Consider the following 15380-nt stretch of genomic DNA (forward strand, 5'->3'; position numbering starts at 1 on the left):
CCACTATAAGAAAATCGCCTATGACCGCATCGACTTCATTTGCTGCCGCCAATAGCCTCAAGCCGACTTCCGGGCGGGAAGTGGCTCAGCTGTTCGCGACAGATATCGCCGCCGAACGCACCCGCATGCTCTATCAGGGCTCGCAGGTGCCAACCTTGTTCATGCTGCTCAGCGGCGTGGTGTGTGCCTTCCTGTTATGGGGTGCGCTGCCACCGGTGCTGCTGGTCAGCTGGGCAATCTGGCTGGTGATCCTCGCCGTGCTGCGTTTGGTGCAGGTCCGGGCCTTCAATACTGCATTACCCAGCCGTCAGGCTGAACGCTCCTGGCGTCTGCTGTTCCTGTTTGGCGCGGGCGCTTCGGGACTGACGTTGGCGTTTGCGGCTATCGCTCTGGTGCCGGCGGATGTGTTTTACCTGCAAGCCCTGGTCTACGGCCTGATTGCCGCGGCGATTCTTTCGGCCAGCGTGGCCTATGCCATCAGTTTTACCGCCTTCCTCAGTTTTGCCTTGCCTTGCCTGCTGCCTTCGGTGGGCTATCTGCTGCTCAGCGAGCATCCGTTGCAACAGGGCTGGGGTGTGCTCGGCAGTATTCTGCTGCTGGCCCTGCTGGTGGTGGCCTGGCAGGTCAATCGGCTGGTGCAGCGCAGCTTGCTGCAGCGGTTTCACAATCAGGCACTGATCAGCAACCTGGAGCACGCCAAGCAGCAGGCTGAAGGCCTCAATGGTGAGCTTGCCCATGAAGTGGAACAGCGTCGGCGTGCCGAGCACGAGTTACGCCTGGCCCATGATGAGCTGGAAATGCGCGTTGCTGAGCGCACGCTTGAACTGGATGAAACCACCTACGCCCTGAGCAAGAGCCGCGCGCGCCTGACCCTGGCGATTGAGGCCAGTGAGCTGGGCCTGTGGGACTGGGACCTGCAGAGCGATGAGGTGCACCACTCGCGCCTCAAGGAAATCTTCGGCCTGGAGCCCCATGAAGTGCAGGTGATGCTGCGCGACCTCAAGCCGCGCCTGCACCCGGATGACCTGCCAGTGCTGCGTCGTGCACTGGTCGAGCATATGAAAGGGCGCAGTGACGACTATCAGGTGGAATACCGCATCAAGCACGCCGCCGGTCATTGGGTGTGGATCGAAGACCGTGGCCGCGCGGTCGAGCGCGACGCCGAAGGCCGCGTGCTGCGCATGCTCGGCACCCGTCGTGATATCAGTGCGCGCAAGGTGCAGGAGCAGCAGCAACAGCTGGCCGCCACGGTGTTCGAGGCCGCCAGCGAAGGCATCGTGATTCTAGATCCGGACTACCGCCTGCTGTCGGTCAACCAGGCCTTCAGCGACGTGACCGGTTATCGCCAGGACGAAGTGGTCGGCAAAAGCGTAATCAGCCTGATCAGCAGCAGCGACAGCCGTCGGCAGTATCAGATGATCCGCCTGGAGCTGGAAAACAGCGGCACCTGGTGCGGTGAGCTGATCGAAACGCGCAAGAACGGCGAGCTGTATCCGCAGTGGCTGCAACTCAATGTAGTGCGCGATGCGCGGGGCAGTGTCAGCCATATCGTCGGCTTCTTCGCCGACCTGTCGTCGCGCCGGGAAGCCGAAGAGCGCCTGCGCTACCTGTCGCACTACGACGAACTGACCGGCCTGGCCAACCGCAGCCTGTTCAAGGAGCGCCTGCACGACGCCAGCCAGCGTGCGCGACAGAGCGGGCGCAGCATTGCGTTGCTGCACGTCGACCTGGACCGCTTCAAATTGCTCAACGACAGCCTCGGTCATGAAGTCGCTGACCAGCTGCTGCGCCAGGTCAGCCGGCGCCTGACTCAGGCTGTGCCGGAGGCCGATACCCTGGCGCGTCTGTCCGGTGATGAATTCGCCATCCTCATCGACGCCTACGGCAGCCTCTCCAGCCTGGCACGGTTGGCCAGCCGCCTACTGAGCAAGCTGCGCGTGCCGATGACCGTGGGCGGGCATGAGCTGGTGGTCAGCGCCTCCCTGGGCATCAGCTTGCTGCCGGATAACGCGCGGGAAATCTCCGCTCTGGTCAGCCAGGCCAATATGGCCATGCAACACGCCAAGCACCTGGGCGGCAACACCTTCCAGTTCTTCACCGATAACCTGCAGGCTTGCACCCTGGAGCGCCTGCAGCTGGAAAACCAGCTGCGCAAAGGCATCGACGAAGGCCAGTTGGAAGTGTTCTACCAGCCCAAGCTGTGCCTGGTGTCCGACAGCCTCAATGCGGCCGAGGCGCTGGTGCGCTGGCGGCATCCGGAGCTGGGCCTGGTGCCGCCGAGCGACTTTATCGGGCTGGCCGAAGAAACCGGGCTGATCGGCGCGATTGGTGAATTCGTCCTGCGCCAAGCCTGCCTGCAGGCGCGTACCTGGCAACTGCAGGGCTTGGCGCATATTCGCGTGTCGGTAAACCTCTCGGTGCATCAGCTGCGCCAGGGCAACCTGCTCAGCCTGGTGCGCCAGGTGCTCGATGAAACCGGCCTTGAGGCGCAGTACCTTGAGCTGGAGTTGACCGAAAGCCAGTTGCTGGACAACGTTGAAAGTGTGATCAGCACCTTCCAGCAATTGCGCGAACTGGGCGTCAAACTGGCGATCGATGACTTCGGCACCGGCTATTCCTCGCTCAGCTACCTCAAGCGCTTCCCGGTGGATTACGTGAAGATCGACCAGACCTTTATCCGCGACCTCACCCCCGGCAGCGAAGACGCCGCGATCACCCGCGCGATCATCGCCATGGCCCACAGCCTGGAACTCAAGGTGGTCGCCGAGGGCGTGGAAACCCAGGCGCAGATGGACTTCCTCAAGAGCCAGCGCTGCGACGAGATCCAGGGTTACCTGATCAGCAGGCCGGTGCCAGCCGAACAGTTCGCTCAATTGCTGCGCGAGCAGACGAGCAAGTTCTAGGTTCTGTTGACGTAAGGCTCACGTTAAAATTTTGCTTTGCCATGCCCTAAGAAGCAGGCTGAGCGATAACGCTTGGGCGTGTATAAGGGATCTGCTGAGCACCTTGAAAGGGGGCTCGAACACTTGGCGTTTTGTTCGCTCACTGCCAAGGCTGGCCCGCGCGTTTTTTGCCTCGGCGGCGCTGGATTTTGAGTATGGATTTGGGCTTCTTGCACTGGCCTCCGCAAAGAAAACACCCTGTGAAGGTACCGTCTCACAGGGTGTCGGGGGGATCATCTCATTAAAGCCGGCTAAAGAGCCGGCTATTGTGCAGATATATCAACTGAATCAGTTGAACGCTTCTGTTGCCTGAGCGCTGGCAGCATCGCCATTTTCAAGGAAGATGTCTTTAAGCGACTTCTTGTATACCGGGACCGGGGCATTAAAGCTGAAGCTCGATCCTTTGGCCATTTCGCCGACAGCCTTCACGCGGTCAGGGGACCACTTCAACTGAACGTTGAAACCGTGCTGTTGGACGAAGCCCATGTCCAGCGGGGTAAATCCGCCGTAGTTTTTGGCAGTCAGATCTGCACCTGCAGCAATAAGCATTTTCGCTGCGGTCAGGTCTTTCTGCCCCATGCACTGATGCAGCGGGGTCTGGCCGGTGAAGTTGGCTTTGTTCACGTCATCCAGTTTCAACAGCACAGTAAACAGGTCGTATTTTTTGTCGCTTCGGATACGATCCAGGTTTTTACAGAAGAACGAGGCTGCTGTTTCGCCATAGGCATGCTTCGACTTGGCACCGGCAGCAAGCGTTTCGTTCGCTAGGCGCATCATGTGATCGAATGAGCAGCGGCGCTCGTTTTGAATGCACATCATCAGACGCGTGGTGCCGTCAAAATCGGTGCTCTGTGGATCAAGTCCCATGCTGATCATTGGGTCGTAGTAACCCTCTGCCATGGCTGTAATAAGGTGGTCGCCGTATTGCATCACGTAGCGACCTTCACCATAGACCTTGTTCAGGTCAACCTGTGTCGTTTTAATCAAATAGGCGATGTTGTCGATGTCGGATTGGAGAGCATCTTGGCCATCGAGAACTTTGGTCATCACCATGCGTTCTCTAGTCGAGGCTTCGCCTTCCGTCCAGTTAACTCCAACTTTATCGGGGCCGAAGAACAGGGTGGCATGACCACCATCCCAGATTGGAAAGATGTGCTTCTCCAGCGTGCCTTCTGGGTAGCGAGTATCGGTTTCATAGGTCTTCCCTTCGACCATCGAGTAACCTTTGTATATGCCTTCTTCTTTCAGGCGGACTGTACCGTCTTCATAGCGTACATACTCCTTGTACGGACCATCTTGCTTGCCATCTATGTAAGTGCGTGAAAAATACATTTTTCCATCTTCGAAAAACTCTTCAGCCACACCTGTTTGCTTTCCGTCTTTAAACGTTTGCGAAGAATGAAGTTGACCATCTTTAAAATATATTTCTGACACACCGTCTTTCTTACCGACAGCATTGTAGTTTTCAACAGACTTAGGAACCTGGTTGCCATCGACAATGTGCCAGGCTTTACTTACACCGATGAAGCCAACACCCTTGAGTTTGGTTGATTCTTCGGTAAGCAGGCCAGTCTTGCAGTCAAAAGTGGTTTGCTTGATTGTGTCGCCGGAATAATCATGGGTCCAACGTATTTGACCGCTGAGTTCATCTTCACAATACTGAGTTTTTACGCCGACTTCCACGCCATTTTCCAGCGTGGCAGTTCTAAGTAGCTTGCCATCATTGCTGTAGTCAATCCACTCGCCAGTGACCTTGCCATCAACCACTTGTATGGATTTGACTACGGTCTCATCGCGCTTAAAGACCACTGTCCCAGTAATAGGGTCGCCGGATTCTTTCTCCAAAAACTCGGATGTGTAGTGGAGAGACCTATCTTTAGTCTTAATTTCTGAGCTGTCGTATTCAGAGCTGCAGCCTGCCAAAGAAGTCAGGCAGGCGAGGGCAATCGCGGTTTTCAGATGGCGCATATGAATCCTTGTTATGAGTGTTTTGATTGCCCATCGAAGATGGGCAAGGCAGTAAATTAATTGCTGCCCACTGATATTCGTTTATTTTCGTAAAGCTGAAATTTATAGCTGAAGTGTTTTTGACGCCTAGCGGCACATCGAAAAATCGGTATAACCGGTGCCAGCAATACTTTTTCGGAACCATAGAAAACGCGCATTAGGTAGTTCCTGTGCGCGTTGTTAAAGCGGCTGAAGTTACATCGCAGCCCAAGAACCGTCTTTTTTCTTGCCGAGAACAATTGTAGTTATTTTGGTTGACTCTTGATCGTTCAGTATTGCAGTTAGCTCAATGTCGCACTTGAAAACATCATCACGAATTTCGTCGCAACTCTTCACATCCACGTCAGTAACCTTAGGAACCATTCTATCGAACATCTTTGCGGCATCCTTACCTCCTATGGACTGCATCATTTGCGCTTGTTTTTCAACTTGCGCATTGAAGACTTCCATCACATCGGCACTGGAAGGATCGCCGCCACATCCTGCAAGTAATGCAGCACTAGTGATCAGGCAGAGAGCTACAAAGTTACGAACTACTTTCATTTCGACCTCGGGTTGTATATATATGTGAGCCATAAAATTTGGATGGTGTTTAGATAGATGTTTTCATTGCGCGATTTTATTTTTAATAGTGCGAGACATTATAGTTGTTTACATTCCAGCCGCATTAAGCAGCGGATTTCCGCTCTGGCCGGGTGTGCCAGCAGATTTATAAGATTTCAATAATGTACCGTTTTTGTTCCATTCAAAAACAGTATTTTCAAATTTATTAGAGCCAACAAAGGGAACGCCTGCAATTTTCGTATAGGTATAAGTCCATACTTCCTTACCAAGTACTTCATTGCGTTGACTTGGATAGCCTATTGCAGCAGCGACTTGGTCTTGTGTAGCTTTGCCGGGTTTGAACTGACCAAGAGTTTCCTGAGGTACATATACACCTGTCGTGTAGTCGAGCGGTGTGGATGCATTTTTCATACTGGCACAGCCGCTAATAAGTATTAACGATGCTATAGCTGTTGCTTTTGCTGGGAGGAATTTCATATGTATAACCTGTAAAATTATATTGGTGGTGTTTTTATTTGATTGCGCTTAAGTATTGTTTTAGTTGGCAGTGGCACCCTAGATGGAGCTGTTACTGAGTCTAGGGTGCAATCAATTTTTTAAGCTTGGGAGATGCCTAGCGCACTGCAATATGTTGCAGTGGCACTTTCTATAAGTTTAATTTTTTTGTTTGCGCGTACTAGCAAAAATATACCCATGCCGATCAAAAATACTCCGGGGATGATAAATATCAGTAGTGGAATACCGAACGCAATCGATAACCATCCAAGCAAATTGTTAAGCTTCAAGGTCTTTATCAGTATTTGTTTGTGCGAATAAATTGCATCGGAGTCAGTCAGTGACAATGCTTTATAGCCACCAATTATTGATCTTTCGTCGGATAAATTAAAGCTTGCAAGTATGGGCTTTCTCTTTGTGTTTTTAGTGTGGGTGGTTAAAAATAGATCGTGTGATTTATGATGGGAATTTCCATTCCCGCGTTATCTCAGATCTACATTCAAACTTGGTGAGCCAAATGCCACTAGGTTGGCGTTGGAGCCTTCGAAGTAGCCTTTCCAAAAGCTTTGTAACAACTCCATGGTTTTGCCGGAACGGTAGGCTTGTTTAACGTCTTTGGTGACTAGGCCTGCACCGGCCACATAAACGCGTGCATTCTGTAAATCGGCAAATAGCTGCTTTTCGCCAACACGTTTCAACTCTTGCTGCGGTTGCAGGTCGCGGATGCGATTGTTGGCGTAAAAGCTGCCAAATTCGCTGTTTTCCAACATGTCCGAGAGCAGCAGAATTACTCGTTCTTCGGCCGGTTGGCGCGCTAGGTCTTCACCTATGTCGCGTAAGGAGTGGAAGATCTCGCTGCGCGGAATCTCTTCAGATGCTTCGCGCAGACTGCTGACGAAGGTCTGGCCGAACTTCTTTCGGAAGAAGGTCTGTTGCTCCGCCAAGCATTTGTCGAATGAGCGCAGCGATTGCATGCCTATGCCGTCACGTACCTTGCCTTCGAGCGGCTGATTCAGCTCTCCGGCGAAGCGCAGTTGCATAAACTGGTTAGGTAGAAAGGCTGAAAAGCTGTACAGACGAACTTTATCGCCAGGTGCAACAAAGCGATTTATCTGCCCCCATGCGGCTTTCTGGATACTGTTCGGCATCGGAATGGTTTGATCGACTATTACCGTCAGTTCGCGGCCTGAGCCGGGTTGGCGAAACTCGTTAACTTTGGCATAGCCATAGCAATCGGGAATGTCGTTGCGTTCGCCGCCTGCTTGCACAAGGGCAGGCAGGCATAGAAGCAAGGCGGAAAGGGCCTTGAGTTTCATTTAGACCTCTTCAAAGTCTTTCAACAGTTGTTGTTCGGCCCGAATCGCCAGCACAGCGTCCAGGTCGTAGCCCTTGGCCCTGCAGATGGTGCCCAATTGCTCATCGCTGAAGGCCGTCAGATCCTTATTGCGTAGGGCGCTGAGATCGGCGGTTGGGCTTGCCACGTGGTTGAGCTCAACGGGTGCTTCGCTGGGCAGGGCAGGGGCCGCTGGCTGACTAACCGCGAGAGGTGCCTCGTCCACAGGTACGCTCTGCAGTGCTGCTGCCGCTGGAGTGGCGGTCGGAATGCTTGGTTGCGGCTGCGAGCGGTGGGTGCCGGCCTCTTCCTGCATGCGCAGTACATAGGCATTGAAATCACGGCCGTGGGCACCTTTGAGGGCTGCCTGCACATTGCTGTCTGTGGTGGTGCGCTTGGATAGCTTCATCTGCAGCATGCGCAGCTTGTGATCGGCATGAGCAGCGATCTTGCCGCGTTGGTTTTCCATCCAGCGCTCAAGTTCAACGGCGTTGTTGAACTTGTGGGTGTATTCCCAGGCCTTCTTCGATTCGACTCCGGCGAAGCCGAAGATCGAAGCCAGCCAGACGCTAACTGCCTGGATAGCGATGTAGATCACCGAGAGCACCACAAAGGTGATCAGCGAGGCGCTGCGAATTGCGTCCATTTTGTCGGTCAGGGTGCTGTCGGTGGCGTCCTGATTCACCGCTGCAGAGTCTTCGGGCAGCTCGAAGGGGCTGGCACTGTTTTCATAGCTTTGCTCAGCAAACACGCTCGGGTTGCCAACCATTTCGGTTTCGATGCTCTTAAGCTGATAGGCGCGTATGCCGAACGCTGCACAGGCCATGATTAGTACCACCAAGGCGCAGCCGATGATCCAGCCATTGCGTGGGGTTACTGTCTGGTTGGTGACGATACGCGCCAGAATACGGTTGTAGTCTTTACCGCCTTCATCCTTCTCGGTTTCTTTGATGCGCACACCCGGCTGCACCTGTTTCAGCGGGGTGACCTTGTTCTCATCCTGATCGCCTTCCCACCAGTGGCGAGCCTTGTTAACCAGTGAGTTGTGGTGGATGGCCCGGCCGGCAGCTTCGGCAAAGCCTGCGGAGATAATCGCCAGGAGGAACGCGGCCATCCATCCCAGATATGCTTGGTCATTGGATGACAGGTTCTGGTTGATAAAGGGCACCAGCACATAGGCGAAACCCACTGCTTCAAAGAGGATCAGCAGAAAGATCAGCACCAGTACCCAGATCGGGCGCTCACGGCGGTCGCCTTCACCGATAGTGTCCAGGTAGGACTCGCACTTGTTGTAGTAGTCGGAGCTTTTGTCCCCAACGTCCTGGTAGTGGTCGTAGTAGTTGTTGCACAGCGAGGCTTCGCTCAGCAGCCACTTTTTGTGATCGGTGCTGGTGCTGCCGCTGGCCAGGCGCGCGACGGTGCCGATCACTGGGGTACCGTGCCATAGGCGCATCAGAAAGTAGCCGACTTTGTCCCAGTAGACCTTGATCAGAAGTGCCGAGAGCAGGGTGGTGATCACTGCACCGGTTACCAGTTTGTTGGCCAAGGCCAAGGCCATCAGCGCATTGAAGCTGAAATCTTCCATCTTGAGTTCCTTGTATTAGGTACGAACCGGAATGAACCGGGCGCTGTAGGCTTCGCCATTACTTTTTGGATAGAACAGCATGCCGTCTGTTGCTTGCGAGTTGCCTTTACTGAACACCACATCCAGGCAGGAAACTGGTTCTTGCGGGTTGGTCACGAATACGCGATAGAGCACACGGTCTTCGCCTTCGTAGGTGTTAGCGATGGCGTTGGCCTTGACCTGGGCTTTGCGATTGCCGGCATCGTAGTTCTGCACTACCTCTACGAAGGGCTGGCGATCCACTGCGGCGGCGTCGCGCAGTATGGATACGGGGGAAATCGTCACCAGGTGGCCATTGACCGTCTGCGCCCATACGCGGTTGTTGTACCCCGGTAGGTAATCGGTGGTGGTATGGGTTTCTAGGGCTTTACCGCTTGCCAGGTTGAATACCTCGCCACTTTGGCGCGGCTTATCGCTTTCGCAGCTGCTCATGGGGATGTCGGCCGCATTTGCCGTAGAAATTATGGCGAAACCGCCACTTTTCGGCGTGATGGCCTGGCCTAGCGTCCAGTTGCTGACAATCGCGGGCTGGCCGCCAAAATCGATCACATTACCTTTGTGCACGCGTGCTGCAGCGCTGCTCGACGAGCTAGTACTGCTGGTGCTCTTAGCGACTGCCGTACCCTTGCTCGTAGCCGGTTTGGTGGAGGCGCTACTCGTTGAGGCTTTACTCGACACTGGCGTAGCGGCTTCAGTTGAGGTGCCGTGAGCCAGATATTTGGGGTTGTTCTGTTCGGCATTAACCCGCTTTACCAGGGTGTTGCGATCGTTGACTTCGACTATCTCCACGCGGCGATTCTTACCGCGTTGCAGGCTGTCACTGTTGTCGGCAATGGGCCTGGAAGCACCTGCGCCCTGAAAGTACATGCGTTCGCGGGCAATACCCTGTTCGACTAGGATGCTGGCTACAGCACGAGCGCGGCGCTCGGATAGTTGCTGGTTGCCTTGTGCGCTGCCGGTGGCGTCGGTATGGCCGACTACCAGAATCGCTGAGTTTTGCGGCTGATCGGATTGCGTGGCAAAGGCGCTGGCCAGCTTACGTACCTGGCGCTGACCATCGCTGCTGAGCGTGGAGCTGCCTACAGGAAACATGCCCTGATCTTCGATTTGCGCGACGATGCCGGCATCCTCGGGGGCTGCGCTGGGTGTGCTGCCTGAAGTCTGCAGGGTTTCCAGCTGCATCTTGAGGTTTTCTTCGCGCGCTAATTGCTCCAACTTGTTCAGACGGTCTTTGTACATCAGTGCAATGCCGCAACCAGTGGCAGCACCGACAACCGCGCTCCCAATAATGGCCTTGTCGTTCTGCTGAGTCAGAATGGCCAGAGCTACGCCCGCAGCGGCCCCCGCAGCACCGCCGGCCATGCAGTTGATATTGGCACTGTTGTTTTTGGCGAAGTTGTCGACAGTGGCGCAGCTGCTGGTGCCAAGGCTAATGGCAATGGCTAGGGCCGTGATGCGGAATGTGCGTGAGCATCGGGTATGTAGAGCGGTAGGCAAGAATGGTGCTCCTGAAGCTTGGGGGCACTTCAGGACATGCAGATTGAGCGCGAAGTCAAAATCTTCATCCATGAAGCAGTGGTCTCTTCATCGCACCTTGCGACAGATCGGAATTGCATCACACTAATGGTGGCAATTCAATGGCGTCAATAAACTGCAGGATTTCCCGCTGCGATAGGCTCCGCCTTACTGCAGGCATTCAGCGCGAATGGTGGGTAGACACCTGAATTTCGTATGCTTTTCTATACGCGAGCATCTACTGCGCTGCGCTTGTAATTCGGCTTTGCTGCCCGCTACTGTCGCAGTGTATTCGCTGCGAGATACCTAAATGTTGCCGTCAGATCGTCGCCCGGCCAATGCCACCCTGATCCTGCTGGCCTCGCTGTATTGCGCCCAGGGCTTGCCCTCGGGGCTGTTGGCACATTCGCTGCCGGTTTTGCTGCGTCAGCATGGCGTTGATCTTGCGTTGATTGGCCTGCTCAAGTTGTTGGCCTTGCCCTGGTTGCTCAAGGTGCTCTGGGCGCCGTGGGTGGATCGGCTGGCTTCGCCGCGCTTGGGTCATCACCGCGGTTGGATTCTGCCGTTGCAGCTTGGCGTCATTACGGTGATTGCGAGCCTGGCGCTGATGAGTCCCGAGCGGCTGTTCGACAGTCACTTTTTCTTGCTGATCGGCCTGTTGCTGCTGGTCAACCTGGCTGCTTCGACCCAGGACATTGCCACTGATGGGCTGGCCGTACGCCTGCTGCCAGAGCGCTGGCGCGGGCTAGGCAACAGTCTGCAGGTGGGGGGCTACAAGGTCGGCATGCTGGTCAGCGGCAGTGGTTTGCTGCTGGCGATGGATGCGTTGGGCTGGAACCTGAGTGTGGCGCTGGTGGCGCTGCTGCTGGTGCTGATGACGCTGCCGATCTGGCGTTTTAACGAGCGACGCGAGCTGCCGTTTCAACCGGCGCAGGCGGAGCCGGCCGGGCCTGGGCTGTTGCTGCGGCATTACCGTGGCTTGCTGCTGCAGCCCGGCATGCTGTTCTGGCTGGCGGTGCTGCTGAGTTTCAAGCTGGGCGATGCGCTGGGTTCGCCGATGATCAAGCCGATGTTGGTGGATCAGGGCTGGAGCAATGCCGAGCTGGGTCAGCTGACCCTGATCAGCAGTCTGGCGGGCATCGCCGGCGCGTTTCTCGGCGGTCTGCTGTATGCGCGCATCGGCGCGTTACGGGCGCTGCTGCTGTTCGGTCTGTTGCAGGCATGCGGGATCGCCGCCATGGCTCTTTTGGTAAATGCCGGCGGCAACACCGGCTTGGTTTATCTGGTGGCGTTGTTCGAGCAGACCGCCGATGGCATGTCCACGGTGGCGCTGTTCGCGGTGATGATGCGCCAGTGCCGGCCCGAGCATGAGGGCGCGGACTTTACCCTGCAGGCCAGCGTGCAGTTGCTGTTGGCCGGGTTGGTGGGTGCCACCAGCGGTTGGCTGGCCGAGCAGCTGGGTTTTGCCAATCTGTTTATCAGTGCCGGCGTGCTGGGGCTGCTGGCGCTGCCCATCGTGCTGCTGTACTTCTGGCGTGGCGCACGGCCGGCGGCCAGCGCGGCATAAGTCGCTGGCTTTTCGCCGGGGTGTTTCGTCTATTCCCACCTGCGCCGGGTGCTGCCTGCCCGGAGGGTGCGCAACCGGATCAAAGATGGCTGTCTTTGCGCCTCGGGCGGGCAATCCTGCGGGCCTGTCCGGATTGAATAGAGGTGCGTATGCGCAAACCCGCGAGCCTGAGTGTCGGCCTGCGCCTGCTGTTGGCGTCCCAGGCCATGGCCCCGTTAAGCGTCAAGCTGGGGCTGGTGCAGCAACTGGGAGCGGAGAAGGCCGCGCTGCTGGCGCCGCATATGCCGCCGGGGCAGTTGCGTGAGCTGATCATGGTCATGCCCATCGAGTTTGCCGCCGAGGTAACCACCCACCTCGACCCGCGGCTGATTCTCGACACCTACCTCAGCCTGCCTGATAGCCTGCACCTGGAGGTAGCGCGCCAGCTCTGCGCCGATGGTGCCTTTGCCACGGCGGCGCGCTACGCCGAGTGCCTGTCGGCCAAGCAGATCAAGGTGCTGATCTACGGCATCAACGATGTTGATCATGTGCTGCAGATCGCCCGGCATATCGTCGATATGCCGCTGATCAGCGAAAGCCTGCGCAGCTTCTCTACCGGTTACCTGTGCAAGCTCACCGAAGCGGCAGTGCTGGATCGCAATCTGCCGGTGGCCGCCCAGGTGCTCGGCGGCCTGTCACTGGCGCGGCAGGCCGATGTGTGCGCCGGCTTGCAGCCGAGTACGTTGCGGCAACTGCTGCCGCTGCTGCTGTTGATCAGCGGTGAGGGGCTGCGCAAGCAGTTGCCGGAGGCGGTGCTGGAGTTGTTTGAAAAACAGCTGGCCTAGCGGCTATTCCATCCACTGCCGTTCGTGGCGTTCAAGCAGGTTGCTGGCTTGCTCCGGGCCGTCGCTGCCGGCCGGGTAGGGGCGTGGGCTCTGGTAGTGCTGGTGCCAGCCTTTGATGATCGGGTCGACCCAGCTCCAGGCGGCTTCCACTTCGTCGCGGCGCATAAACAGCGTTGAGTCGCCTTCGATGACGTCGAGCAACAGGCGCTCGTAGGCATCCCAGCGGCGCTGTTTATGGAAGGCATCCGCCAGGTTGAGGTCAAGTTCAACCGGCTGCAGGTGCATGCCCTTACCGGGGCTCTTGCCCATCAGTTGCAGGCTGATGCGTTCTTCCGGTTGCAGGCGAATCAACAGGCGGTTGGCTTCGCCGCCGCCGAACAGTTGATGCGGTACTGGCTTGAACTGGATGAGTATTTCCGAGGTTTTACGCGCCAAACGTTTGCCCGTGCGCAGGTAGAACGGCACGCCGGCCCAGCGCCAGTTGTCGATTTCGGCTTGCACGGCGACAAAGGTTTCGGTGTCGCTGTCGTTGTCGACGTTCTTCTCGAAATAGTAGGCCGGCACTTCCTGGCCGCCGATCTTGCCGGCGGTGTATTGGCCGCGCACGGTCTTGTCCTGAACGTCGAGGCCGGTGATGGGTTTCAGCGCTTCGAGGATTTTCACCTTCTCGTTACGCACCGCCTCGGCATCGAAACGCACCGGCGCTTCCATGGCCACCAGGCACAGCAGCTGCAGCAGGTGGTTCTGGATCATGTCGCGCATGGCGCCGGCTTTTTCGTAGTAAGCGCCGCGATTTTCCACGCCGAGGGTTTCGCACACGCTGATCTGCACGTGATCAATATGCCCGGCGCGCCAGATAGGCTCGAACAGGGCGTTGGCAAAGCGCAGTGCCATCAGGTTCTGCACCGTCTCTTTGCCCAGGTAGTGGTCGATGCGGAACACCCGCGACTCATCGAACACGGCGCCAATGGCCGCATTGATGGCCTTAGCTGACTCCAGCGAATGGCCAATCGGCTTTTCCAGCACGATGCGCGCCTTGGGCCCAGCCAGGCTGGCGATTTTCAGGTGTGAGGCGATGTCTTCAAACAAATCCGGAGCGGTGGCCAGGTAGTAAATGCGCACCCGCTCTGGATCGTTCCCCAGGCGTTTGCCCAGGCGGCCGAAATCGGCGCTTTGGCTGGCATCCATGGCGAAGTAATCAAGCCGTGCGGCGAAGCTGGCCCAGGTATCGTTGTCGAAGTCGTTGCGCGCTACTTGAGCGCGGCAATGGCGCTCGGCCAGGGCCTGAAACGCTGAGCGGCTGAGCGCGCTGCGCGCCAGGGTCAGAATGCGTGTGTCGGTATGCAGGCGCGCGGCGCGATGCAGATGGTAGAGCGCTGGCAGCAGTTTATGCAGGGCCAGGTCGCCGGTGCCGCCAAACACCAGCATGTCGCAGGGAATGCTCAAGGTGGGAACTCCGACTCGGTTTAACCGTGCGGCGGCGGCGGCCATGTAGTATAACTACAAGACCACTACAACCTGTCTTTCGCCGATCATAACCGAGTCATGACTCCGATGCGGCGTGCTAGATGGATTCGTTAGCCAAAAGCCGAGCCTAAACCTGTGAACCTGTTGCAGCACATTGCCCAGTCGCGTCATCTACTCCGCAAATCGGAACTCAAGGTCGCCGACCATGTTCTGCTTGATCCGGCTTCGGTCATGCACAGCTCCATGGCTGAGCTGGCCCATAGCGTCGGCATAAGCGAGCCGACGATCGTACGGTTCTGTCGGGCGATTGGTTGCACCGGTTTTCAGGACCTCAAGCTCAAATTGGCGCAGAGTCTGGCGGCCGGTGCCAGCTTCGGCCAGTTCGCCATCCATGAAGACGACTCGGTGGCCGACTTCAGCCTGAAAATCTTCGACACCACCCTGCACACCCTGATCGAAGTGCGCGAAAAGCTCGACACCCAGGCCTTGCAGCAGGCCATTGCCGCCATTGCCAATGCCCAGCGTGTGGAGTTCTATGGCTTTGGTGCGTCCGGTGCGGTGGCGGCGGATGCCCAGCACAAGTTCTTCCGCCTGCTGCTCACGGCTGCAGCCTATTCCGACCCGCACATGCAGGCGATGAGTGCGGTGACCCTGAAACCTACCGACGTGGCCATCTGCATTTCGCAGTCCGGGCGCTCCAAGGATTTGCTGATCACCGCCAACCTGGTGCGTGAAACCGGCGCGACGTTGATCACCCTGTGCCCGAGTCAGACGCCGCTGGCGGATCTGGCCACGGTCAACCTGGCCATCGACGTGCAGGAAGACACTGAAATCTACACCCCGCTGACTTCGCGCATCGCCCACCTGGTGGTGATCGACGTGCTCGCCATGGGCGTGGCCATGGCCCGTGGCCCTGGCCTGGTGAATCACCTGAAGAGTGTCAAACGCAGTCTGCGCAGCCTGCGCCTGTCGCCGAAGTCGCATAAAACCGTCGAAGACTGATGTCATCGCCACGTTATCGCGTGGCCATCAAAGCGTCATA

At 56.8% G+C, this 15380-nt stretch carries 11 protein-coding genes; 4 read left to right on the forward strand and 7 right to left on the reverse strand.

Annotated features, from left to right (window positions below; translation table 11 throughout):
• Positions 1–20: 20 nt before the first annotated feature.
• Positions 21–2903, forward strand: coding sequence for an EAL domain-containing protein (locus HBN63_RS13490; protein ID WP_170049781.1), 2883 nt, complete (start codon positions 21–23; stop codon positions 2901–2903).
• 327 nt (positions 2904–3230) lie between these two features.
• Here HBN63_RS13490 and HBN63_RS13495 read toward each other — a convergent pair whose 3' ends face one another.
• The 6 genes from HBN63_RS13495 to HBN63_RS13520 form a co-directional block, all read right to left on the reverse strand.
• The gene (locus HBN63_RS13495) at positions 3231–4910 is read right to left on the reverse strand and encodes a hypothetical protein (protein ID WP_170049782.1); all 1680 of its coding nucleotides are present in this window, start codon (positions 4908–4910) and stop codon (positions 3231–3233) included.
• Positions 4911–5144: 234 nt separating this feature from the next.
• The gene (locus HBN63_RS13500) at positions 5145–5492 is read right to left on the reverse strand and encodes a hypothetical protein (protein WP_170049783.1); all 348 of its coding nucleotides are present in this window, start codon (positions 5490–5492) and stop codon (positions 5145–5147) included.
• A gap of 108 nt (positions 5493–5600) precedes the next feature.
• The gene (gene bamE / locus HBN63_RS13505; RefSeq protein WP_170049784.1) at positions 5601–5990 is read right to left on the reverse strand and encodes an outer membrane protein assembly factor BamE; all 390 of its coding nucleotides are present in this window, start codon (positions 5988–5990) and stop codon (positions 5601–5603) included.
• A 500-nt stretch (positions 5991–6490) separates the two neighbouring features.
• Complete coding sequence (locus tag HBN63_RS13510) at positions 6491–7324, reverse strand: hypothetical protein (RefSeq protein WP_170049785.1); 834 nt, start codon at positions 7322–7324, stop codon at positions 6491–6493.
• Positions 7325–8926, reverse strand: coding sequence for a hypothetical protein (locus tag HBN63_RS13515; protein WP_170049786.1), 1602 nt, complete (start codon positions 8924–8926; stop codon positions 7325–7327). It abuts the gene before it with no gap.
• Positions 8927–8941: 15 nt separating this feature from the next.
• Entirely contained in the window at positions 8942–10462 is a 1521-nt protein-coding gene (locus HBN63_RS13520) for an OmpA family protein (protein WP_170049787.1), read from the reverse strand.
• 328 nt (positions 10463–10790) lie between these two features.
• Between HBN63_RS13520 and HBN63_RS13525 the strand changes: the two genes are divergently transcribed.
• Entirely contained in the window at positions 10791–12047 is a 1257-nt protein-coding gene (locus HBN63_RS13525; protein WP_170049788.1) for an MFS transporter, read from the forward strand.
• 149 nt (positions 12048–12196) lie between these two features.
• Positions 12197–12871, forward strand: coding sequence for a hypothetical protein (locus HBN63_RS13530; RefSeq protein WP_170049789.1), 675 nt, complete (start codon positions 12197–12199; stop codon positions 12869–12871).
• Between the two features lie 3 nt (positions 12872–12874).
• On the opposite strand, the gene zwf is transcribed toward HBN63_RS13530, so the two are convergent.
• Entirely contained in the window at positions 12875–14362 is a 1488-nt protein-coding gene (gene zwf / locus HBN63_RS13535; RefSeq protein ID WP_170049790.1) for a glucose-6-phosphate dehydrogenase, read from the reverse strand.
• Between the two features lie 111 nt (positions 14363–14473).
• Between zwf and hexR the strand changes: the two genes are divergently transcribed.
• Complete coding sequence (gene hexR, locus HBN63_RS13540; protein ID WP_090250886.1) at positions 14474–15340, forward strand: transcriptional regulator HexR; 867 nt, start codon at positions 14474–14476, stop codon at positions 15338–15340.
• Positions 15341–15380 lie beyond the last annotated feature (40 nt).

Source organism: Pseudomonas sp. WS 5011, assembly GCF_012985775.1.
Taxonomy (GTDB): Bacteria; Pseudomonadota; Gammaproteobacteria; order Pseudomonadales; family Pseudomonadaceae; genus Aquipseudomonas; species Aquipseudomonas peli.

Coding starts and splice junctions, on each gene's coding strand:
- HBN63_RS13490 (WP_170049781.1), top strand. CDS start 21: ATGACCGCATCGACTTCATTTGCTGCCGCCAATAGCCTCAAGCCGACT.
- HBN63_RS13495 (WP_170049782.1), bottom strand. CDS start 4,910: ATGCGCCATCTGAAAACCGCGATTGCCCTCGCCTGCCTGACTTCTTTG.
- HBN63_RS13500 (WP_170049783.1), bottom strand. CDS start 5,492: ATGAAAGTAGTTCGTAACTTTGTAGCTCTCTGCCTGATCACTAGTGCT.
- bamE (WP_170049784.1), bottom strand. CDS start 5,990: ATGAAATTCCTCCCAGCAAAAGCAACAGCTATAGCATCGTTAATACTT.
- HBN63_RS13510 (WP_170049785.1), bottom strand. CDS start 7,324: ATGAAACTCAAGGCCCTTTCCGCCTTGCTTCTATGCCTGCCTGCCCTT.
- HBN63_RS13515 (WP_170049786.1), bottom strand. CDS start 8,926: ATGGAAGATTTCAGCTTCAATGCGCTGATGGCCTTGGCCTTGGCCAAC.
- HBN63_RS13525 (WP_170049788.1), top strand. CDS start 10,791: ATGTTGCCGTCAGATCGTCGCCCGGCCAATGCCACCCTGATCCTGCTG.
- HBN63_RS13530 (WP_170049789.1), top strand. CDS start 12,197: ATGCGCAAACCCGCGAGCCTGAGTGTCGGCCTGCGCCTGCTGTTGGCG.
- zwf (WP_170049790.1), bottom strand. CDS start 14,362: ATGGCCGCCGCCGCCGCACGGTTAAACCGAGTCGGAGTTCCCACCTTG.